Origin of the sequence: Jannaschia sp. M317 (assembly GCF_025141175.1) — a bacterium.
In the GTDB taxonomy this organism is placed as follows: Bacteria; Pseudomonadota; Alphaproteobacteria; order Rhodobacterales; family Rhodobacteraceae; genus Jannaschia.
This window is the reverse complement of the sequence record NZ_CP081155.1, coordinates 1,592,682-1,612,554: the sequence shown is the minus strand read 5'-3', so window position 1 is coordinate 1,612,554 and position 19,873 is coordinate 1,592,682. Positions and strand designations below refer to the sequence as shown.

Here is a 19,873-nt window from a genome sequence, read left to right as displayed (position 1 = left end):
CAGTGAGAATGGTTATGGTCATCGAAGGTTAACAAAAGGTTTCTCCGACGAGGGGCCGCAGGGGTGTATACCATATGAAAGTCGAAAATGCAGAGGTCATTGCGCTGGGCGCATTGGGCTGGATCGCGTCAAACGAGTTGCTGGACACGTTTCAGTCCGCCACGGGCGCGGACCGCGACCAGATCCGCGCGGCGGCGGGGGATCCGGCCTTCCTGGCGGCGGTGCTGGATTTCGTGATGATGCAGGACGATTGGGTCCAGGGCGTCTGCGAGGCGCAGGACCTGCGCCACGACACGTTCCTGGCCGCGCGCGCCGCGCTGCCGGGCGGGGACCTGCCGCACTGGACGTGAGGCAGGTCCGGGACGATTACTCGGTGAACCACCAGACATCGGGCTGGAACCCGATCCAGTCGCCGTAGATCGGCAGGCGGTCGGCGGCAAAGGTCAGCCGGGCGTCATGGGCGATCCAGCTGATCGGGTTGTGCCAGACCGGAACCACGTAGCGGCCCGAGGTCAGCACCCGGTCCAGGGCGCGGATGGCGGCAACGTAGTCGCCCTGGCTTTCCGCGTTCAGCATGGCGTCGATCATCGCCGGGATAGCCGGGTTGTCGGCCCCCATCAGGTTGCGGCTGCCCGGCGTTTCGACCCCGTCCGGCCCCCAATAGGCCAGCTGTTCGTTGCCGGGGCTGAGCGACAGGCCCCAGCGGTAGTAAACCATATCGAAATCGTAGCTGTTCACCCGTTCCTTGTGCTGGGCGTCATCGACGACCGACACGCTGGCCTCGATCCCCAGCCGCTTGAGCGCCTCGACGTAGACGTCGACGATGCTTTGCACCTCGGAGGAGCCCTGCTCCAACAGGAAGTCGATCTGCATCGGCCCGTCGGGACCGGTCAGGACGCCGTCGTCGACGGTATAGCCGGCCTCGGCCAGCAGATCCGTGGCGGCGCGGATGCCCGCGCGGTTGCGCGCGCTGCCATCGGTTTCGGGAAAGGCGTAGCCCTCGACCGCGCCGGGCAGCAGATCGTCAGCGAAGGGGGCCAGCAGTTCGGCCACCCGACCGTCGGCGGCACCAGGTTGCATCCCCAGGGGCGAATTCGCGAAGTAGGAGGTGATGCGCGGCTGCGCACCGCCGTTGATGATGCCGTTGAGGTATTCGAAGTTGAATGCCTGAATCAGCGCCTCGCGCACGCGCCAGTCATCAAAAGGCGCGCGGCGGGTGTTCATCACCAGGCCGGTCATGCCGGTGGGGCGCTGATGGGGGATCTCCGACAGGACGACCTCGCCGGATTGCGCCGCCGGAAAATCGTAGTCCCGCGCCCAACGCGCGGCGTTCGTCTCGCGCATGGTGGACAATTCGCCTGCCTTGAAGGCCTCGAAATGGGCGGTGGCGTCGCCGAAGAATTCCATGCGGATCACGTCGACGTTGTTCGTACCCACGCGGAACGGGATGTCGGCCCCCCAGTAGTCTGCGTCGCGCGACAGCTCTACGTAGCGGCCCGCATCAACGTCTGTGATCACATAGGGCGCAGAGGTGACGGGAATCGTTTCCAGGCCCGACCGGAAGAAGGCCGATTCGTCTTCGGCCCACTGCGCCTTTTTCATCACCGGACGCAGGCCGAGAATCATCAACAATTCGCGATCCGGCGCGTCGATGGTAAAGCGCACGCCCCGCTCACCCACCTGTTCCAGCGAGGTGACCTTGGAAAACGCGGTGCGATAACGACCGTGCGCCCCCTCCTGCCCCAGGATGTTGAACGACCAGATCACGTCCTCGGCGGTGACCGGCGTCCCGTCAGAAAACCTGGCGTCCGGGTGCACGGTAAAGGTCACCTCGGTCTGAGCGTCGTTGGTCGTCACCGAATCGGCGAGCAGACCATAGAGCGTGAAGGGTTCGTCATAGGCCCGCCCGAGCAGGGATTCGTAGGCGATGAACCGCAGCTGCCAAGGCGTACGTCCCTGTAAAATATGAGGATTCAAGCTATCGAAGCTGCCGACCTGACCGTCGGAAAAGATGCCGCCCTTTGGCGCGTCCGGATTGACCTGTGACAGATGCTGGTAATCGGCGGGCAAGGCCGGATCGCCATAGAGCGCGATACCATGGCCATCAGCCGCCGCCGCGACCGGCGCTGTGATCACAACCAGCGCAAGCGCCGTCCGGCGAAGCAGGGCGGAGAGCGCCGGCGCGGCGAAACGATTCAGTGTCATGTGTGAGACAATCCCTCAAAAGCCTGTAAGATTTGGGAGAACTGTATGGGCGAGAGAGTCCAATCGCAAAGAAATTGCTTTGCAGCCGTGACGTAAACGTCTATAAAAGGGTCACTGCTCGATAGGTTTCTTGCCTGTATGAAACCTGCCTCAATGACTTAGCGCCCGCCTTGTGCGGGCGTTTTTTTTGGCGGATTGCCGCTTTCGCACGCGGTGCACGAAGACGGAGCGACCGGAAACGCGCTTTCCTTCGCACCCGCAGCATCTATGTTCATCGCCGAAAACCGATCCCCCGTCCCACTCTCAGGAGGCCTGCCCAATGTCCCTTTCCGGCAAGACCGCGATCATCACCGGCTCCAACTCCGGCATCGGGCTGGGGGTGGCGCACAGCTTTGCCGCCGCCGGGCTGAACGTCGTGCTGAACTCCTACACCGACAACGACGACGACCATGCGCTGGCCGCCGACATGGCCCGCGAATACGGCACCGACGTGCGCTATATCCAGGCCGACCTGAGCGATGGGGACCAGGCGCGGATGCTGGTCGAAAAGGCCGGGGTCTGCGACATCCTGGTGAACAACGCGGGCATTCAGCATGTCGCGGCCATCGATGAATTCCCGGCCGCCAAGTGGGATGCGATCATTGCAATCAACATGTCGTCGGCCTTTCACACCACGGCTGTCGCCCTGCCGATGATGCGCAAGGCGGGCTGGGGTCGGGTCATCAACATCGCCTCTGCGCACGGGCTGACGGCCAGCCCCTACAAGTCCGCCTATGTCGCCGCCAAACACGGCGTGGTCGGCATGACAAAGGTGGTCGCGCTGGAAACCGCAGAAGAGCCGATCACCGCCAACGCCATCTGCCCCGGATACGTGATGACCCCGCTGGTCGAGGCGCAAATCCCCGACACCATGAAGAAATACGGCATGGACCGGGAAACCGCGATCCGCGAGGTCCTGCTGACGCGTCAGCCGTCGAAGGAATTCGCCACCACCGATCAGTTGGGCGGCACGGCGCTGTTCCTGTGTTCCGACCACGCGGCTCAGATCACCGGCACGACAATCAGCGTCGATGGCGGCTGGACCGCGTTGTGAGCGATACCCCCCTGGCCATCGAAGACCGGTTTCTGATCGGCGCCACCTTTACTCGCGTCAGCCTGAAGGATGCGCGCATTTCCGACAGCCACCTGATGGGGGCCGCGTTGGACGATGTGAACGCTGAAGGCATGACATTCGAGAACGTGAACCTGTCGGGCGCGCGGTTTCACAACGTCAACCTGGCGGGGGCCACGATCGACCACGTCAATCTGACCGGGCTCGCCATCGCCGACGGATCGATGGAAGGGATGACCATCGACGGCATCGCGGTCACCGACCTGTTGGAGAAGTGGCACAATGGCTGAGCCCAAGCGCATCAACCTGGCCCTGCAGGGCGGCGGCGCGCACGGGGCGTTTACCTGGGGCGTTCTGGACCGGATCCTGGCCGACGAACGGCTGGAAATCGCGGGTATCAGCGGCACATCGGCGGGTGCGCTGAATGGCGCGGCGGTGAAATGCGGGCTGGCGCGCGGGTCCCGCAGCCTGGCGCGCGAAACCCTGGAGCAGGTCTGGACCCAGGTCGGCGCCATCACCGATGACCGTCTGACGCCCTGGTTCGCGGCGCTGTCCCCCCTGGCCGTCAGCCACGCCATCGAGATGTCGCCGGGCTATCAGATGATGGACACGCTGAGCCGGGCGATCTCTCCCTATGCCAAGCCGGATCTTAGCGGCGACGCCCTACGCCGGATCGTGGCGGGCCTGTCGTTCGAGAACGTCTGTTCCGACCTGGGCCCACAGTTCCACGTCGGCGCGACGAATGTGCGCACCGGCAAGATCAAGCTGTTCACCCGCGACGCCATCACGCCCGACGCAATCCTGGCCTCGGCTTGCCTGCCCACCGTCTTTCCGGCCGTGGAAATCGACGGAGAGCATTACTGGGACGGCGGCTACACCGGGAATCCGGCGCTGTTCCCGCTGTTCGACCGGTCGTTGCCGCGCGACATTCTGATCGTGAACATCAACCCGCTGGAACGGGGCGAGTTGCCGGTGACGGCGCGAGATATTCAGAACCGGATCAATGAGATCAGCTTCAACACCTCCTTGTTGCGGGAAATGCGCGCCATCGAATTCGTGCAGCGGCTGGTCCGGTCCGGCACCATTCCGAAAGGCGCGATGAAGGATGTGTTGGTCCATATGATTGCCGACGATGCCCTGATGCGGCAACTGTCCGTGGCGACCAAGACAGTGCCGAACGCCGCCGTGATGCATCAGCTGTTCGAGGCCGGATCCCGGGCCGCCGGGGCCTTTCTGGATCGGGACTTTGAGGCCATCGGCGACCGCTCGACTGTGGATCTGGCAGAGATGTTCGCCTGAGGCGGGGCGGAACCCTGCCCGCCCCTCGTGCGTAAGGTCGGCAACCGCACTGAGGAGACCGCCATGAGCCGCGCCGATTTCGAAACCGACTGGACCCCATTCCGCGACGCCCTGCTGACCCGCTTTGACGGGCTGACCGAAGGGGATCTGTCTGACGCCGACGGGCAGTTCGATGCCCTGGCGCGGCGCATCGCCGAGCGCGGGGGCCAGACCCTGCCGGATGCCCGCCAGACCCTGGACCGTTTCCTGTCCGGCCCGATGCCGGCCGATGCCTTTGCCGCGCCTCAGCACGACGACGCCGCGATCAGCGGATCTGACGCCTATATCCCCGAAGGCGAAGACGCGCTGGCCGATGACAGCCGGTTTGGCGATGATGATCTGGCCGACCGGCCGATGGGGCGGACCGGATGATGCGCGGGCTGGTCCTGCTGGCCGCTTTGGCCCTGCCCCTGGCCGCACAGGCCCACGATCCGCAGGACGGCTATGCCCCGGCCCGTGTCTGGATGGATGGTCCCGACACGCTCCGCGGCGGGCAGGACCGCATCAGGTTGGTGTTTCACGGACAGGATCGCGCCGCCGCGCTGACCCCGAACCAGTTCTATCTGTATCAGGCAGAATACAAACGCTGCCTGACGCAACTGGCCATGACAATGCCGGTCCACCGCGCCGAGGCACGCGCCCGCCATCATGCGTTCCACGCCGTGCAGGCGGCCTATCCTGCCGTGCAGGTCCAATCGCTGGATCTTGTCCCGCTGCGGGGCGCGCGGCTGCTGCCGGGAGGGTAAGCCCGGGCTAACGTATTAGGGCAGGCTGGTGACCCAAAGGATCGTCGCATCCTCTGACGAGGTGCTGACGACGTTGTGGCCCATGGCGGCGTCGTAATAGGCGCTGTCGCCTCGGGCCATGTCGATCGGCTCGTAAAATTCGGTGAACAGGCGGATCGTGCCGGTCAGGACCAGCAGGAACTCTTCTCCGTCGTGGCGGACCCATCCGTCGAATTCGTCGAAGGACCGGGCATGGACGCGGGCGCGGTACGGCAGCATCCGCTTGCTCGTCATGTCGCCTGCCAGCAGCTCATGCTCATAGGTGGTCGTCATCTGCGACTGACCTTCGCCGCGCCGGGTGATGGCGCGACGGCCCATGATCTGGTCGCGCTTGGGCGGGGTGAACAGCTGTGGCACGCTGATTTCCAGACCGACTGCCAGCTTCTTCAACGCCTCGAAGGTTGGCGACATCTGCCCGTTCTCGATTTTCGACAGGGTGGACCGGGCGAGCCCCGCCTGTTGTGCCGCCTGTTCCAGCGTCCAGCCGCGCGCCTTGCGCAGATCGCGCACGCGGGGGCCCAGATCCAGAGGCTCTGCCTGAATGCTGTCGCCGGTTTCGCGGGCCAGTCGGAGAATGGCGGGTTCGGTGGGATTGGACATGCACCGTCGTCTACGCGGCAGAGCCGGACCGATCAAGGTGGCTGGACGGCGCGCGTCCGCTGTCGCAGGGAGGGGGACGCCCCCCCGACCCGGAGATCCGCCATGTCCGCCGCCACCCCGACCGTCGCCGCCCTGATCGTCGCAGCCGGACGCGGGCGGCGCATGGGGGGTACGGTGCCCAAGCAATACCTGCCTCTGTCGGGGGCCTGCGCGTTGCGTCGGTCCTGCGAGGTATTTCTGACGCAGCCGGGGGTCACGGCCCTGCGGGTTGTGATCCATCCTGACGACGGCGACTTGTACGCCGGGGCAATGGACGGCCTGCGCGACCCGCGCGTCGGCCCGCCGGTCGCGGGCGGTGACACCCGCGCCGCATCCGTCGCCGCAGGGTTGGACGCGCTGGCCGCGCAGGCCCCCGACCGCGTTCTGATCCACGATGCGGCCCGCCCCTTCGTGCCGCTGTCTGTCATCGCCGGGGTGATCGCCATGCTGGACCGGGTGCCCGGTGCCTGCGCCGCCCTACCCGTCATCGACGCCCTGTGGTCCAGCAACGGCGACATCGCCCGCGACAGCGTGCCGCGCGACGGCCTGTGGCGTGCGCAAACACCGCAAGGCTTCCGCTTTGACGCGATCCGCGCCGCCCATGCGACACACGACGGCAGCGGGGCCGACGACGTGGCCGTCGCACGCGAAGCGGGGTTGGAGGTGCGCTTCGTTCAGGGCAGCGAAGAGAATTACAAGATCACGACCCAAGCCGACATGATCCGGGCGCGGGCCACGCTGGCGCGGTAGGCGTCAGACGCCTTCCAGCAGGATGATTTCCAACTCGCCCGCGTCCAGGCGGTGTTGCCGCGCAGCCTGATATTCGGGCGAATTATACGCCGCCAACGCCGCCTCCATGCTCTCGAATTCCACGACGACATTGCGGGCGCGGGCGATACCTTCCAATCCTTCGACACGGCCCCCGCGCGCCAGGACAGTTCCGCCGTATTGCGCGAACACCTCGGTCGCGCCCTTGGCGTAGATGGCATAGGGGTCCGGGTCGGTGACCGTGGCGTGGGCGATCCAGTAAGCTTTGGGCATGGCGTCCTCCTTGGCGGATCAGACTGGCGGGCCACCCCGACGCCGTCAATCCCGCTGGACAGCGCCGCCCGACTGGCGTTCCCTGCCCCGCAGGAGGGACGCCCATGCAAATCACCTGGTACGGACAGGCCGCATTCCGGCTGGAAGGGACTGCGCGGTCGGTCATCACCGACCCCTATACGCCTGACTTGCTGGGCTTTGCCCCCTTTCGCGAAACGGCAGATATCGTCCTGACCTCGTCGGACGACGACGACGGCCATTGCCGCAGCGACCTGATCCCTGGCACACCGGCCATTGCAAACGTCATGGACTTCGCCGGCGAGGGCCGCGGCAGCGGCGATGTGGCGGGCCTGCATGTCGATGCCATCGCCGCCGAGGAATGGGAACATCATCCCCGCGGCGTGGCCAATCAGAACGCCATGTACCGGTTCGAGTTGGACGGCCTGCGCATCGCCCACATGGGTGACGTGGGCAACGCGCTGGACGAAGACCAGATCGCCTTTTTCGAGGACACGGACATCCTGCTGGCGCTGGCGGGCGATGCGCCGACCATCGCGCTGCCCGACCTGATGCACATGATCCACCGGGTCCGGCCCCGATTGGTCATCCCGATGCACTTCCGCACGCTGGATTGCCGGATCACCGGGATGCAGTGGATCGGTGCCTTCCTGAGCCATTGGAACGCCGCCGACGTCGATTTCGCCTTTGGCCCCAGGGCAGAGATCACGCGCGAAACCCTGCCCCAGACGACGCGCGTTCTGGTCATGGATCATCTGCGCTAGGCACCCGCCCCTCGAACAGGGACCGGACCCAGGCCACGAAGGGCCCGACCAGCCGGTGCCTTGGCCCGCGCGGCGTAACGGCAAGATAGCGCGCATGCAGCGTCTTGGGCAGCGGCACCTGCACCTGGCGTCCCGTGGCCAGGTCGTCGCTGATGAACTCCGCGCTGAAAATCGTCACGTCCAGACCGTTGCGCACGGCTTGCAACGACAGGGTCGGACTGCCGATCAGGACATAGGTCAGGCTGTCTACGTTCAGTCCACAATCGCGCATCATCGTCAGCTTGCTGGCCATGCCCTCGTGTTCCAACCACGGCAGTCGTTGTGGATCGGTCGTGACCCCCGGCAGTTTGGGGGCCGCGATGGCCGTGGTCGGGACACGGATGCCGCGCCGCACCTCGCGCGCGCAGGGCGTCCAGCCCCCCCGGCGATCATCTCGAACCCGCCCGCCAGAGTGCCCACCTGTTGCGCCACGGCGGCGTGGGTGACGATCCGGGACCGGGCGGCGTTGGCAGAAACGCCACTGCGCGCGGTCGCGTCAAACGCCCGTGGTTCCAGTCGAAAGGCATGACAGCCCGGCTTTCAGGATGGCTTAAATCCCTGATCAGGCCGGGCCGCCCGGATGCGCTCACAATACGCGGCAAATCCTCAGAACACCGGAGGGTGAGGAGCTGTCACCTGAAACGCCCCCCAGCGGACACAAGCCTGGGCATCGCACCACCGCTGCCGTGGACCTGCGGCTGGCCCTGTATCAAACCGCTGCGGCACGGGCGCTGCTGACAGCGCATGTCAAATGGGGTCGGGACAGGGTCGTGGATCCTGGCACGCCAGACTTCGACCCGGCCATTCATATCGACGCCGTCTTCGCCCATCTGCGCGACAGGTTGGCGCCGCGCGGGGCCTTTGTCCTGGCGCACGGCCCGAACGCAGAGGTTTTGGGCACCGCCGCGCCTCAGATGACACCGCCGAGACGAAGCACCTGTTCGTGCGCCCAAAGGCACGGGGCACCGGCCTGGCGCGCGCCCTGATCGAAGCGCGCATCGCCGTGGCGCGCGACCTCGGGTTGCGCAATCTGGTGGCCGACACCTTCCGGGGCAACGCGCCGATGATCCGCCTGTATCGCGCGGTGGGAGTCGAAGACGCCCCCGCCTACGGCAGCGCGGTCGCCCGGATTTTGCCAGAGCTGATCCCGCATCTGCAATTTTTCCGCATGACCCTCTGACGGTCCGAAGGGGTCGTTCACAAACTGCCGAAATTTTACCAGTTGATAAAATTTTGGATCGTGGCAAGCTGAGCCCGAACAGATGGACGGAGATCACCATGACCGATGCGATGCGGCTGGACGGGATACGGGCGGGGCGGCTTGGGGCCGAGGACATCGCGCGCAACTTCGATGACCTGCACCCGGCGCTGGACCGGCACGAGGCGACCGTGGCCGCCGACCGGTGCTATTTCTGCCACGACGCGCCCTGCGTCACCGCCTGCCCCACGGACATCGACATCCCGCTTTTCATTCGTCAGATCGCCACCGGCATGCCCGAGGCTTCGGCCAAGACGATCTTTGACCAGAACATCCTGGGCGGGATGTGCGCCCGGGTCTGCCCGACCGAAACGCTGTGCGAACAGGTCTGCGTGCGCGAAGTGGCCGAGGGCAAGCCGGTCGAGATCGGCCGCCTGCAACGCTATGCCACCGACAGCCTGATGGCCGAGGACACGCACCCCTATACCCGCGCCGACGCGACCGGAAAGACAGTCGCCGTCGTCGGGGCCGGCCCCGCCGGTCTGTCCTGCGCGCACCGTCTTGCGATGCTGGGGCACGACGTCACGATGTTCGACGCCCGGACCAAACCCGGCGGCCTGAACGAATACGGCATCGCCGCCTACAAGACGCCCCACGACTTCGCTCAGGCAGAGGTCGACTGGCTGCTGAAGATCGGCGGCATCACCGTCGAGACGGGCCGTGCACTGGGCGATGGGCTGACGTTGCAGGGGCTGCGCCGCGACTTCGACGCCGTTTTCCTGGGCATCGGCCTGGCCGGTGTCGGCGCGCTGGGGCTGGAGGGCGAGGACCTGTCCGGCACCGAAAACGCCGTCGATTTCATCGCCGCCCTGCGCCAGACCGATGACCTGACGGCCCTGCCCGTCGGGCGGCACGTGGTGGTGATCGGCGGCGGCATGACGGCGGTGGATGCCGCCGTGCAATCCAGGTTGCTGGGGGCCGAGACGGTCACAATCGCCTATCGCCGTGCCCAGGACCGGATGCCCGCCTCGCGCTGGGAACAGGATCTGGCCGCCACCCACGGCGTGCGCATCCTGTCCCATGTCCAGCCTGTCGCGCTGCGCGGCGACAGCCAACTGCGTGAGGTGGAACTGGCCTACGTCGATGCCGACATGAAACCCTCCGGAGAGACGCTGACCCTGCGCGCCGATCAGCTGTTCCGGGCCATCGGCCAAAAGCTGGAGACGGTCGAGGGTCTGGCCCTGTCCGGTGGCAAGCTGACCGTGACCGGCGCGGGCCGCACCTCGGTCGATGGGGTCTGGGCCGGGGGCGACTGTGCCTTGGGGGGCGAGGATCTGACCGTGACCGCCGTCGCGGAAGGCCGTGATGCCGCCATGGACATCCATGCCGCCCTGACCGAAGGTCGCCCATGAGCAAATCCAAAAACACCCCCGCCCCCAAGCCCGCAGCCCTGACCGAAAAGGAGCTGGCCGCGCGCAACGCCGCAGCCCTCGCTCGCGTCGATGCGATGGATGAACCCGAAAAGCTGCGCAATCTGATGGCCAACGCCGATCGGATGGGGGTCACCCCCGTTCGCGACGCGGCGTTCCGCAGGCTGGCCCTGATCCAGACCGAAGGAGAGCCGGGCAGCCTGGAACATGATTTCACCCAGACGATCTTTGCCTACGAACAACTGGTCAGAGAAGAGCTGGGCAAGGCCAAGCGCCTGACCAAGACCCGCATGGCGATGACCAAGTCGGGGGCCGCCAAGGCCTTGTCCGGCTTTGCCAAGGCGACCGAGGACTATACCGCCTTCGACACGCTGATGGCGCGGGGCCTGGACGACATGACCGGCGAGGCCGTGATCCTGCGTCACCCCGATGCGTTCGATCTGGCCATCCGTGATGCCGCGACCGCGCGTCTCGCAGCCTCCGAAGCGGCGACCGCCGCGGCCGCCACGGCCTGAGGCGCGGATGGGGCTGGCGCATTCCTCCGCTTGGGTGGCCCCTGCGCCGCCCCGAACGGCCGCGCCGCCCCCCCGCCGCCCGGCGACCCGACGCCGGGTTTCTGCTATGCTGCCCCGATGGACACAGGGGGATGCAACCATGGCCGACACCGAACACAGGATCGCCGCGCACTACGGCGGCGGTGATCTTTACGGGCGAATTCTGGATGCGCTGGCCAAGGACGGCGTGACACGGGACCAGATTACCTCCGGGCACCTGAAGCCCATCGACGAGTTTCACATCGGCGGGCTGGAGGCGACCGAGGCCCTGCTTGCCGATCTCTTCATCGGGCCCGCCACACGGGTCCTGGACGCAGGTTGCGGCATTGGCGGTGCGGCACGGTTCATCGCCGGACGCTATGGGGCCCAGGTCACCGGCCTGGACCTGACACCCGATTTCGTGGCCACCGCCCGCAGCCTGACCGCACTGACCGGACAGCAGGTGACCTTTGTCGAGGGCAGCGCGCTGGACATGCCGTTCGCCGATGACAGTTTCGACCTGGTGACCTTGCTGCACGTGGGCATGAACCTGCCCGACAAACCGCGTTTCTTTCGCGAAGCGGCGCGTGTGCTGGCCCCCGGCGGGAGGCTGGCCGTCTATGACGTGATGCGCCACGGGGCCCACCCCGACTTTCCGCTGCCCTGGGCCGAGACGCCGGATCACTCCTTCCTCGATACGCCGCAAACTTATCTGGACGCCGCCCAGGCCGCCGTCCTGACCCTGACCGCGCGCGCCGACCGGGGCGAGGTGGCCCGCGCCTTTTTCGCGCGGATGCAGGCGCAACTGGCCGACCATGGGCCGCGCCCGCTGGGTCTGCCGATGCTGATGGGTCCGACGGCAGCGGAGAAAGCGGCGAACATGGCGCGCGCGGTGAACGCAGGCGACATCGAACCCATCGCAATGACATTCAGACCGGGCTGACGGCCCTCAGGGAGTAGAGACATGGCAGACCTGACCACCACCTTCGTCGGCATCAAGAGCCCGAACCCCTTCTGGCTGGCCTCGGCCCCGCCCACGGACAAGGAATACAACGTCCGCCGCGCCTTCGAGGCAGGCTGGGGCGGGGTTGTCTGGAAAACGCTGGGCGCCGAAGGCCCGCCCGTGGTCAACGTCAACGGCCCGCGCTACGGCGCGATCTACGGGGCCGACCGCCGCCTGCTGGGCCTCAACAACATCGAACTGATCACCGACCGCCCGTTGCAGGTGAACCTGGACGAGATGAAATCGGTCAAGCGCGACTATCCTGACCGCGCCCTGATCGCGTCCATCATGGTCCCCTGCGAGGAGGAGGCCTGGCGCGCCATCCTGCCCCGGGTGGAGGAAACGGGGGCCGACGGCATTGAACTGAACTTCGGCTGTCCCCACGGCATGAGCGAGCGCGGCATGGGATCGGCCGTCGGCCAGGTGCCGGAATACATCGAGATGGTGACCCGCTGGTGCAAGCAATACACCCGCATGCCGGTCATCGTGAAACTGACGCCGAACATCACCGACGTGCGCAAACCCGCCGCCGCCGCCAAGCGCGGGGGGGCGGACGCGGTGTCGCTGATCAACACGATCAATTCGATCACCAACGTCGATCTGGACCTCTTCGCGCCCGAGCCGACGATCGACGGCAAGGGAAGCCACGGCGGTTATTGCGGCCCGGCGGTCAAGCCCATCGCCCTGTCGATGGTGTCGGAAATCGCCCGCGACCCGGAAACCCACGGCCTGCCGATCAGTGGCATCGGTGGCGTCACCACCTGGCGCGACGCGGCGGAATTCATGACGCTGGGCGCGGGTAACGTGCAGGTCTGCACCGCGGCCATGACCTACGGCTTTGGCATCGTCAAAGAGCTGAAGGCCGGCCTGTCCCGCTATCTGGACGAAAAGGACATGACGGTCGAAGACCTGATCGGGCGCGCCGTGCCCAATGTCACCGACTGGAAGCACCTGAACCTGAACTACGTCACCAAGGCGCGGATCTCGCAGGACGATTGCATCAAGTGCGGGCGCTGCTACGCCGCCTGCGAGGATACATCCCACCAGGCCATCGCCATCGGCCCCGACCGCACCTTCGAGGTGATCGACGCCGAATGCGTGGCCTGCAACCTCTGCGTGGACGTCTGCCCGGTCGAGGATTGCATCACCATGGAACGCCTCACCCCCGGAACCGTCGACCCCCGCACCGGCAAGGTCGTCGAGGCAGAGCACGCCGACTGGACGACGCATCCGAACAACCCGTCGGTCAAGGTCGCAGCGGAGTAGGGCCTGCCCTCTCGGAGCGGCCGGTCGATGGCCGCTTCGAGCCAATTCTGTGCGATGCTGCGCCAAGTTCGAATGGCTGCAATCAATACGACTGGTTGCTTTGTGTTTCTTGGAATAATGTTCTTCTTCGCTACCTCCAGCTTCAAAGGAAATTTACTTTGTCAACATGGAAAAATCAGAGTTCGCTAAACAACTGACCACAAAAGAACAGTCGAAGCCGGAACTCGCGACCATGCGTATCGAGACAACTATATTTGTAGCGAACAGTTTCCGACAATTTGGAGAAATCCTGCGATCCTCTGGCCAAATTATGGGCACAGATAGAAGAGAAGGACGCTCCCCTTTCCAGTTCGGATCCGATGAAGTGTACGGTGTCTCACTATTGTTGAGGGTCGCAGCTGAATTGAGCGAAAACACTATCAGACTTTTCGAAGCGAAGCAGACTTACGCCGCAGCCGCACTGCTCCGCCAAATCGTTGAGATTGAGTACTTAGCCTGGGCTTTTGATCAACGCGATTGTGACGCGGAAAAGTGGGTAAGGTCGGACAAAAACGACCGTTGGAAGCTCTTCAGACCTGCAAAACTACGAGAGGCTGCCGATGGAAAATTTCGAGCCAAAGACTACGGATATCATTGTGAAATGGGCGGGCATCCAACACCAAGTGCGATGACGTTGCTTCAAAATGATCCTTTGGTCATCCAATTGCTGACTAGCGATTTGCTGGGTCATATCTCTGGAATTTGGGAGCATTTTGTCCGCTGGGGGAACCAGCATCAAGAACTAGATGCCATTTTCGCTCATTATCAGTCGTTAGGCGAGACTACCGGTAAATTTTTACGCGATTGGAAGGCTGTCGATCACTTGGCTGGTCTAGGACCGCCACCCTAAAGAAATCGTATACAGAAATTGGTGCAACCGCAGAGAAAGAGTGCTTCGTCCGAACATCGGACCGTCACACCACCGCCAGCACCCGCGTGAAATGTTGCACCACCTCCCGCTCCGCCTCAGCCCAGGGATCGCGCCCGTCGCCCAGAACCGCCTGCACTTGCACCTCGAAATCGGCGTAGTGCTGGGATAGCGCCCAGATCGAGAAGATCAGGTGGTGCGGGTCGGACCGGGCCAGCCGACCGGCCTCCATCCAGGCCGAAATGACCCGAGCATAATCGTCCACCAGATCGCGCAAATCCCCCGACAGCGCATCGCCCATGAGCGGCGCGCCCCGTAATATCTCCCCGGCAAACAGCCTGCTTTCGCGTGGAAAACCCCGCGCCAGCGCCAGCTTGCGGCGCACGTAGCCCAGCATCTCCTCCACAGGCTCGCCCTCGGGGTCCATGGCGCGCAAAGGGTCAAGCCAGGTGTCGAGGATCCGGTCCAGAAGCGCGCGATAGATCGCCTCCTTCGAGCCGAAATAATACAAGACATTCGGCTTCGACAGACCCGCCGCCCGCGCGATTGCGTCCAGGGTGGCCCCGCGCAGACCCTCTGTCGAAAACGCGTCGAGGCCCGCCTCCAGGATCAACGCCCTGTTCTTGAGCTGAATGCGCGTTGGGCTTTCGTCGTTCGCCATGCATACTCCTTGGGCGCAAAACGCTCCGGCTGCCGGAATTCCGTGCAGATGCGGTCAGAGGTGTATCGCACCCGCTGCCCTGTTGACTGCTTCTGCCCCCGTGATAGCGTCGGTTTTACCAGACGGTCAAATCTTCGGGGGATGAAATGGCAGCCAGCGCCGGACAGAACATGCGCGTCGATCCCGATCGGCTGTGGGACAGCCTGATGGAAATGGCCACGATCGGCCCCGGCGTCGCGGGCGGCAACAATCGCCAGACCCTGACCGACGCCGATGGCGAAGGCCGCGCCCTGTTTCAGACCTGGTGCGAGGCGGCGGGCATGACGATGGGCGTCGATCGCATCGGCAACATGTTCGCGACCCGCGCGGGCGAAGACCCCGACGCCCTGCCGGTCTATGTCGGCAGCCACCTGGACACCCAACCCACCGGTGGCAAATACGACGGCGTGCTGGGCGTCCTGGGCGGGCTGGAGATGATCCGCACGCTCAACGATCTGAACATCCGCACCCGGCATCCCATCGTGGTCACCAACTGGACCAACGAGGAAGGCACCCGCTTTGCGCCCGCCATGCTGGCCTCTGGCGTCTTTGCGGGCGTCCACACGCAGGATTGGGCCGAAAACAAGGTGGACGCCGAGGGCAAGCGTTTCGGCGATGAGCTGGACCGCATCGGCTGGCGCGGCGACGAAGAGGTCGGGGCCCGCAAGATGCACGCGATGTTCGAGCTGCACATCGAACAGGGCCCCATCCTGGAGGCCGAGGGCCGCGATATCGGCGTCGTCACCCACGGCCAGGGCCTGTCCTGGACCCAGGTGACCGTCACCGGCAAGGATGCGCACACCGGATCGACCCCCATGCCCATGCGCAAGAACGCGGGCCTCGCCATGGCGCGGATGCTGGAACAGGTAGAGGCCATCGCCCTGTCCCATGCCCCCCACGCGGTCGGCGCGGCGGGCCATATCGACGTCTACCCCAATTCCCGCAACGTGATCCCCGGAAAGGTCGTCTTTACCGTCGATTTCCGGTCCCCCGACCTGTCCGTGATCGAGGATATGGAGGCCCGCTTCGACGCCGCCGCCAAACGGATCGCAGACGATATGGGAATGGCGGTCGAGCTGGAGAAAGTCGGCGGCTTTGACCCAGTCACCTTCGACGCGGATTGCGTCTCGGCCGTGCGCGCGGCAGCCGAACGGCTGGGCTACAGCCACATGGACATCATCTCGGGCGCGGGCCACGACGCCTGCTGGATCAACAAGGTCGCGCCCACGGCGATGATCATGTGCCCCTGCGTCGACGGCTTGTCCCACAACGAGGCCGAAGAAATCACCAAGGACTGGGCCCGCGCGGGTGCCGATGTCCTGTTGCATGCCGTCGTCGAAACTGCGGGTGTGGTGGAGTGAGCGCGCCGCCGTCCATCAACAAGAAGACCGCGAATTTCGCTGGCATCTTTCTGGTCATCAACCTGGTCTTTGATGTCTACCGGGCGGGGGGCATCACCTTGGGGGCCATCGCCTCTGCCGTGTTGGTCACGGTGCTGGCCACGGCCGCCTACTACGCCTTCCTGCGCTTCACCGCGCCCAAGGAGGATTGACCATGGCCGACGGCACCCCCGACCTGGACGAGACGCAGTTGCGCATCGACCTGGCCGCCTGTTTTCGACTGGCGGCGCGTGCGGGCTGGCACGAGGCGGTGGCCAACCATTTTTCGGCGGCGGTGTCCGAAGACGGCAAAAGATTCCTCGTGAACCCGCGCTGGCGGCATTTCTCCCGGATCAAGGCGTCGGACCTGCTCCTGGTGGATGCCGACGATCCGACCACGATGGACCGCCCCGATGCGCCGGACCCCTCGGCCTGGATGATCCACTCTGCGTTGCACCGCAACCTGCCGCAGGCGCGCGTCGCCCTGCACCTGCATCCCGCCTACGCCACCGCGCTGGCGGGGCTGAAGGATCCGACGATCAAGCCCATCGACCAGGTCACCGCGCGGTTCCACAACCGTCTGGCCTATGACCTGGCCTTCGGCGGCGTGGCCCTGCACGCCGAAGAAGGAGAGCGGATTTCCCGCACCATCGGCAACCATTCCGCCGTGATGATGGGCAACCACGGGGTCACCACGCTGGGCGCCTCGCCCGCGATGGCCTTCGACGCGATGTATCACCTGGAACGCGCCGCCCGGACGATGGTGCTGGCCTATTCCACCGGACAGCCGCTGGCCATCATGCCCGACCCCCTGGCCGAGGAAACCGCCCAGGGCTGGGACAACGACCACACAGAACGCCTGACCCACTTCGAGGAGATGAAGCGCATCCTCGACAGAGAGGACCCCGATTATGCGGATTAGCCTGACCCTCGCCCTGCTGACGCTGGCCGCCTGCGCCCCGTCGATCAGCGCCCCGGTCACCAACCCGGACCGCTATGTGGCGTCGGACGCGCCGGTGCCCTTCGCCGTGCGCCAACTGCTGCCACGCGGGGTCTTCGATGCGGACGTGCGGCTTTGGCAGAACTGCTATGGCTACGTCTACCAGGGCCAAACCTATCCCGTTCTGACCCCGCGCGGGTCGCAGTATTGCCTGTGAGGATGCCATGATCCGCCTGCTCCCCCTGCTGCTGCTTGCGGCTTGCGTGACGGCCCCGCCGTCCCCACCGGCCCCGGCCACGCAACTGCCGCCCGCCGTGGCCGCACGGGTCCCGCTGGACCTGACCCCCGGCGCGGTGCGCGTCGTGGATGGCTGCTATCGCTACACGCTGAACGACACCGAAATCGGCGTCTTCGACGAAACCGGCAATCCGATCTGCCTGTAATCCCCCCGGAGGAACCCATGTCCAAGGTCATCAAGAACGGCACAATCGTCACCGCCGACCTTCAGTGGAAAGCAGACGTCCTGATCGAGGGCGAACACATCGCCCAGATCGGCGAGAACCTGACCGGCGACGAGGTCATCGACGCGACCGACGCTTACGTCATCCCCGGCGGCATCGACCCGCACACCCATCTGGAAATGCCCTTCATGGGCACAACCGCCGCCGAGACCTTTGAATCCGGCACCTTCGCCGCCGCCGCCGGTGGCACCACGATGCTGGTCGATTTCTGCCTGCCGGGCGAAGACGGCAGCCTTCTGAACGCGATCGATGACTGGGACCGCAAGTCGAAGGACCAGATCTGCACCGACATTTCCTACCACATGGCGATCACCGGCTGGAACGAGGGCATCTTCAACGAGATGGAGACCGTCGTCCGCGAGCGCGGCATCAATACCTTCAAGCACTTCATGGCCTACAAGGGCGCCCTGATGGTCGAGGACGACGAGATGTTCGCGTCCTTCCGGCGTTGCGCCGAACTGGGTGCCCTGCCGCTGGTCCACGCCGAGAACGGTGACATCGTGGCCGCCAAGCAGGAACAGCTTCTGGCCGAGGGCATCACCGGCCCCGAGGGCCACGCCTATTCCCGCCCCCCCGAGGTCGAGGGCGAGGCCGCAAACCGCGCCATCATGATCGCCGATGCCGCCGGATGCCCGCTTTATATCGTGCACGTCTCCTGCGAGCAGGCGCACGAAGCCATCCGCCGCGCCCGCCAAAAGGGGATGCGCGTCTACGGTGAGCCGCTGATCCAGCACCTGACGCTGGACGAGTCCGAGTATTTCAACAAGGACTGGCAATATGCCGCCCGCCGCGTCATGTCCCCGCCCTTCCGCAACAAGATGCACCAGGACAGCCTCTGGGCCGGTCTGGCGTCGGGGTCCTTGCAGGTCGTGGCCACCGACCACGCCGCCTTCTCTGACGAGCAAAAGCGCATGGGGCTGGAAAATTTCACCCTGATCCCCAACGGCACCGGGGGCCTAGAGGAACGCATGGCGATGCTCTGGACCCAGGGCGTCGAGACGGGTCGCCTGACACCCGAGGAATTCGTCGCCACCACATCGACCAACATCGCCAAGATCCTGAACATCTATCCGATGAAGGGCGGCATCCACGTGGGCGGCCACGCCGATCTGGTGGTCTGGGACCCGTCCATTCACCGCACGGTTTCGGTCGCGGCGCAAAAGTCGATCATCGACTACAACGTCTTCGAAGGCATGGAGCTGAAAGCCGCCCCCCGCTACACCCTGTCGCGTGGCGACGTGGTCTGGGCCCACGGCCAGAACTCCCAACCGCAGCCGGGTCGCGGCAAGTTCATCCGCCGCCCGCCGAACGCAAGCGCCGCCAAGGCCCTGTCGAAATGGAAGGCGCTGAACACGCCGCGCAAGATCGAGCGCAACCCGCTGAACATTCCGGCGGGGGTGTGATGAATACCGAAGACCCGACCTACTGGGAGCCGCGAGACTGTCTGAGGGTGCCGACAAGCCATGTTTGGCGCGCTGTAGACCTATTGGACAAGGCTGCCGATGCCCATGTCTCTGGGAGCAGATCGGAGGCAGCGACCCTCATCGCCGATGCCGATACTCCCGAGATTCGGGACTATGTCGAGACGATGTGGGGCTCGGCAAAAAACTATCCCGATCAAGTCCACTATCTGCGTCGGCGGCATGTAGAGTCCTTGCCGGAAAGCCTGCCGAAAGCGAAGGAGCGCATGCCAGGAGCTGCAACCAAGCGATTATTGATTGCCCGTGACGGCTATCGCTGCCGTTTCTGTGGTGTACCAGTGATTCCGATGGAAGTGAGAAAGAGTGTGCACTTGGAGTATCCTAACGCTTTGCGGTGGGGCTCGAAGAATGCGGAGCAGCATGCTGCTTTTCAGTGCCTGTGGCTTCAATTCGATCATGTCATTCCGTTTAAGCACGGTGGCGACAGTTCGATGGAAAATGTCGTGATCACTTGTGCGCCATGCAACTTTGCTAAGAACGATTATCACCTGAGGGAACTTGGCCTGACCGATCCTCGCGAGCGAGCGCCCATACCAAGTGAATGGGATGGCCTGATGCGAGTACTGGCGCATTGA

The 19,873-nt window shown here is 64.9% G+C and carries 26 protein-coding genes; 21 read left to right on the top strand and 5 right to left on the bottom strand.

Going from position 1 to position 19,873, the window contains the following annotated elements:
* Positions 1–74: 74 nt before the first annotated feature.
* The gene (locus K3551_RS08305) at positions 75–350 is read left to right on the top strand and encodes a DUF3572 domain-containing protein (protein ID WP_259919117.1); all 276 of its coding nucleotides are present in this window, start codon (positions 75–77) and stop codon (positions 348–350) included.
* 16 nt (positions 351–366) lie between these two features.
* Here K3551_RS08305 and K3551_RS08300 read toward each other — a convergent pair whose 3' ends face one another.
* Positions 367–2,205, bottom strand: a complete 1,839-nt coding sequence (locus K3551_RS08300) for an extracellular solute-binding protein (RefSeq protein WP_259919116.1) — start codon at positions 2,203–2,205, stop codon at positions 367–369.
* 319 nt (positions 2,206–2,524) lie between these two features.
* On the opposite strand from K3551_RS08300, the gene K3551_RS08295 reads away from it, so the two are divergent.
* From K3551_RS08295 to K3551_RS08275, 5 genes are all read left to right on the top strand, one after another.
* Positions 2,525–3,298 (top strand): 3-hydroxybutyrate dehydrogenase, encoded by a 774-nt coding sequence (locus K3551_RS08295; protein WP_259919115.1) that lies wholly within the window; start codon positions 2,525–2,527, stop codon positions 3,296–3,298.
* Positions 3,295–3,606 carry a pentapeptide repeat-containing protein gene (locus K3551_RS08290; RefSeq protein ID WP_259919114.1) on the top strand — a complete coding sequence of 104 codons (312 nt, stop codon included), beginning with the start codon at positions 3,295–3,297 and terminating at the stop codon, positions 3,604–3,606. The genes K3551_RS08295 and K3551_RS08290 overlap by 4 nt, the downstream gene beginning before the upstream one ends.
* Positions 3,599–4,615 (top strand): patatin-like phospholipase family protein, encoded by a 1,017-nt coding sequence (locus K3551_RS08285; protein WP_259919113.1) that lies wholly within the window; start codon positions 3,599–3,601, stop codon positions 4,613–4,615. The genes K3551_RS08290 and K3551_RS08285 overlap by 8 nt, the downstream gene beginning before the upstream one ends.
* A gap of 63 nt (positions 4,616–4,678) precedes the next feature.
* Entirely contained in the window at positions 4,679–5,026 is a 348-nt protein-coding gene (locus K3551_RS08280) for a hypothetical protein (RefSeq protein WP_259919111.1), read from the top strand.
* Complete coding sequence (locus K3551_RS08275; RefSeq protein WP_259919110.1) at positions 5,026–5,400, top strand: hypothetical protein; 375 nt, start codon at positions 5,026–5,028, stop codon at positions 5,398–5,400. Before K3551_RS08280 ends, K3551_RS08275 begins: the two co-directional genes overlap by 1 nt.
* Positions 5,401–5,415: 15 nt before the next feature.
* Here the strand turns inward: K3551_RS08275 and K3551_RS08270 are convergent, their stop codons facing one another.
* Entirely contained in the window at positions 5,416–6,039 is a 624-nt protein-coding gene (locus tag K3551_RS08270; protein WP_259919109.1) for a helix-turn-helix domain-containing protein, read from the bottom strand.
* Positions 6,040–6,141: 102 nt separating this feature from the next.
* Between K3551_RS08270 and ispD the strand changes: the two genes are divergently transcribed.
* Complete coding sequence (ispD, locus tag K3551_RS08265; RefSeq protein WP_259919108.1) at positions 6,142–6,828, top strand: 2-C-methyl-D-erythritol 4-phosphate cytidylyltransferase; 687 nt, start codon at positions 6,142–6,144, stop codon at positions 6,826–6,828.
* Between the two features lie 3 nt (positions 6,829–6,831).
* On the opposite strand, the gene K3551_RS08260 is transcribed toward ispD, so the two are convergent.
* Positions 6,832–7,119, bottom strand: coding sequence for a DUF1330 domain-containing protein (locus tag K3551_RS08260; RefSeq protein WP_259919107.1), 288 nt, complete (start codon positions 7,117–7,119; stop codon positions 6,832–6,834).
* A 104-nt stretch (positions 7,120–7,223) separates the two neighbouring features.
* Here K3551_RS08260 and K3551_RS08255 point away from each other — a divergent pair, with 104 nt between their 5' ends.
* Entirely contained in the window at positions 7,224–7,901 is a 678-nt protein-coding gene (locus K3551_RS08255) for an MBL fold metallo-hydrolase (protein ID WP_259919106.1), read from the top strand.
* Here K3551_RS08255 and K3551_RS08250 read toward each other — a convergent pair.
* On the bottom strand, positions 7,882–8,295 hold the full coding sequence (locus tag K3551_RS08250) for a LysR substrate-binding domain-containing protein (RefSeq protein ID WP_259919105.1): 414 nt from the start codon (positions 8,293–8,295) through the stop codon (positions 7,882–7,884). The genes K3551_RS08255 and K3551_RS08250 overlap by 20 nt on opposite strands.
* A 588-nt stretch (positions 8,296–8,883) precedes the next feature.
* Here K3551_RS08250 and K3551_RS08245 point away from each other — a divergent pair.
* The 6 genes from K3551_RS08245 (at position 8,884) to K3551_RS08220 (ending at position 14,259) form a co-directional block, all read left to right on the top strand.
* A complete protein-coding gene (locus K3551_RS08245) occupies positions 8,884–9,120 on the top strand; it encodes a GNAT family N-acetyltransferase (protein ID WP_259919104.1) in 237 nt (78 codons plus the stop codon).
* Positions 9,121–9,218: 98 nt separating this feature from the next.
* Entirely contained in the window at positions 9,219–10,550 is a 1,332-nt protein-coding gene (locus tag K3551_RS08240) for an NAD(P)-dependent oxidoreductase (protein WP_259919102.1), read from the top strand.
* Positions 10,547–11,083: a hypothetical protein gene (locus K3551_RS08235; protein WP_259919100.1), complete on the top strand. Its 537-nt coding sequence runs from the start codon at positions 10,547–10,549 to the stop codon at positions 11,081–11,083. Before K3551_RS08240 ends, K3551_RS08235 begins: the two co-directional genes overlap by 4 nt.
* 139 nt (positions 11,084–11,222) lie before the next feature.
* Positions 11,223–12,044: a class I SAM-dependent methyltransferase gene (locus K3551_RS08230; RefSeq protein ID WP_259919098.1), complete on the top strand. Its 822-nt coding sequence runs from the start codon at positions 11,223–11,225 to the stop codon at positions 12,042–12,044.
* Between the two features lie 21 nt (positions 12,045–12,065).
* Positions 12,066–13,370, top strand: coding sequence for an NAD-dependent dihydropyrimidine dehydrogenase subunit PreA (gene preA / locus K3551_RS08225; protein WP_259919097.1), 1,305 nt, complete (start codon positions 12,066–12,068; stop codon positions 13,368–13,370).
* Positions 13,371–13,536: 166 nt separating this feature from the next.
* The gene (locus K3551_RS08220; RefSeq protein ID WP_259919095.1) at positions 13,537–14,259 is read left to right on the top strand and encodes a hypothetical protein; all 723 of its coding nucleotides are present in this window, start codon (positions 13,537–13,539) and stop codon (positions 14,257–14,259) included.
* Between the two features lie 64 nt (positions 14,260–14,323).
* On the opposite strand, the gene K3551_RS08215 is transcribed toward K3551_RS08220, so the two are convergent.
* Positions 14,324–14,938 (bottom strand): TetR family transcriptional regulator C-terminal domain-containing protein, encoded by a 615-nt coding sequence (locus K3551_RS08215; RefSeq protein WP_259919094.1) that lies wholly within the window; start codon positions 14,936–14,938, stop codon positions 14,324–14,326.
* Between the two features lie 146 nt (positions 14,939–15,084).
* On the opposite strand from K3551_RS08215, the gene K3551_RS08210 reads away from it, so the two are divergent.
* Genes K3551_RS08210 through K3551_RS08180 form a run of 7 tightly spaced genes read left to right on the top strand, consistent with a single transcriptional unit; the run spans position 15,085 to position 19,873 of the window.
* The gene (locus tag K3551_RS08210; RefSeq protein WP_259919093.1) at positions 15,085–16,338 is read left to right on the top strand and encodes a Zn-dependent hydrolase; all 1,254 of its coding nucleotides are present in this window, start codon (positions 15,085–15,087) and stop codon (positions 16,336–16,338) included.
* Entirely contained in the window at positions 16,335–16,529 is a 195-nt protein-coding gene (locus K3551_RS08205) for a hypothetical protein (protein ID WP_259919092.1), read from the top strand. The genes K3551_RS08210 and K3551_RS08205 overlap by 4 nt, the downstream gene beginning before the upstream one ends.
* Positions 16,530–16,531: 2 nt before the next feature.
* On the top strand, positions 16,532–17,278 hold the full coding sequence (locus tag K3551_RS08200; protein WP_259919090.1) for a class II aldolase/adducin family protein: 747 nt from the start codon (positions 16,532–16,534) through the stop codon (positions 17,276–17,278).
* Positions 17,268–17,513 carry a hypothetical protein gene (locus K3551_RS08195; RefSeq protein WP_259919088.1) on the top strand — a complete coding sequence of 82 codons (246 nt, stop codon included), beginning with the start codon at positions 17,268–17,270 and terminating at the stop codon, positions 17,511–17,513. Before K3551_RS08200 ends, K3551_RS08195 begins: the two co-directional genes overlap by 11 nt.
* A gap of 7 nt (positions 17,514–17,520) precedes the next feature.
* A complete protein-coding gene (locus tag K3551_RS08190; protein ID WP_259919086.1) occupies positions 17,521–17,739 on the top strand; it encodes a hypothetical protein in 219 nt (72 codons plus the stop codon).
* 17 nt (positions 17,740–17,756) lie between these two features.
* Positions 17,757–19,220: a dihydropyrimidinase gene (gene hydA / locus K3551_RS08185; RefSeq protein WP_259919084.1), complete on the top strand. Its 1,464-nt coding sequence runs from the start codon at positions 17,757–17,759 to the stop codon at positions 19,218–19,220.
* Entirely contained in the window at positions 19,220–19,873 is a 654-nt protein-coding gene (locus K3551_RS08180; RefSeq protein WP_259919083.1) for an HNH endonuclease, read from the top strand. Before hydA ends, K3551_RS08180 begins: the two co-directional genes overlap by 1 nt.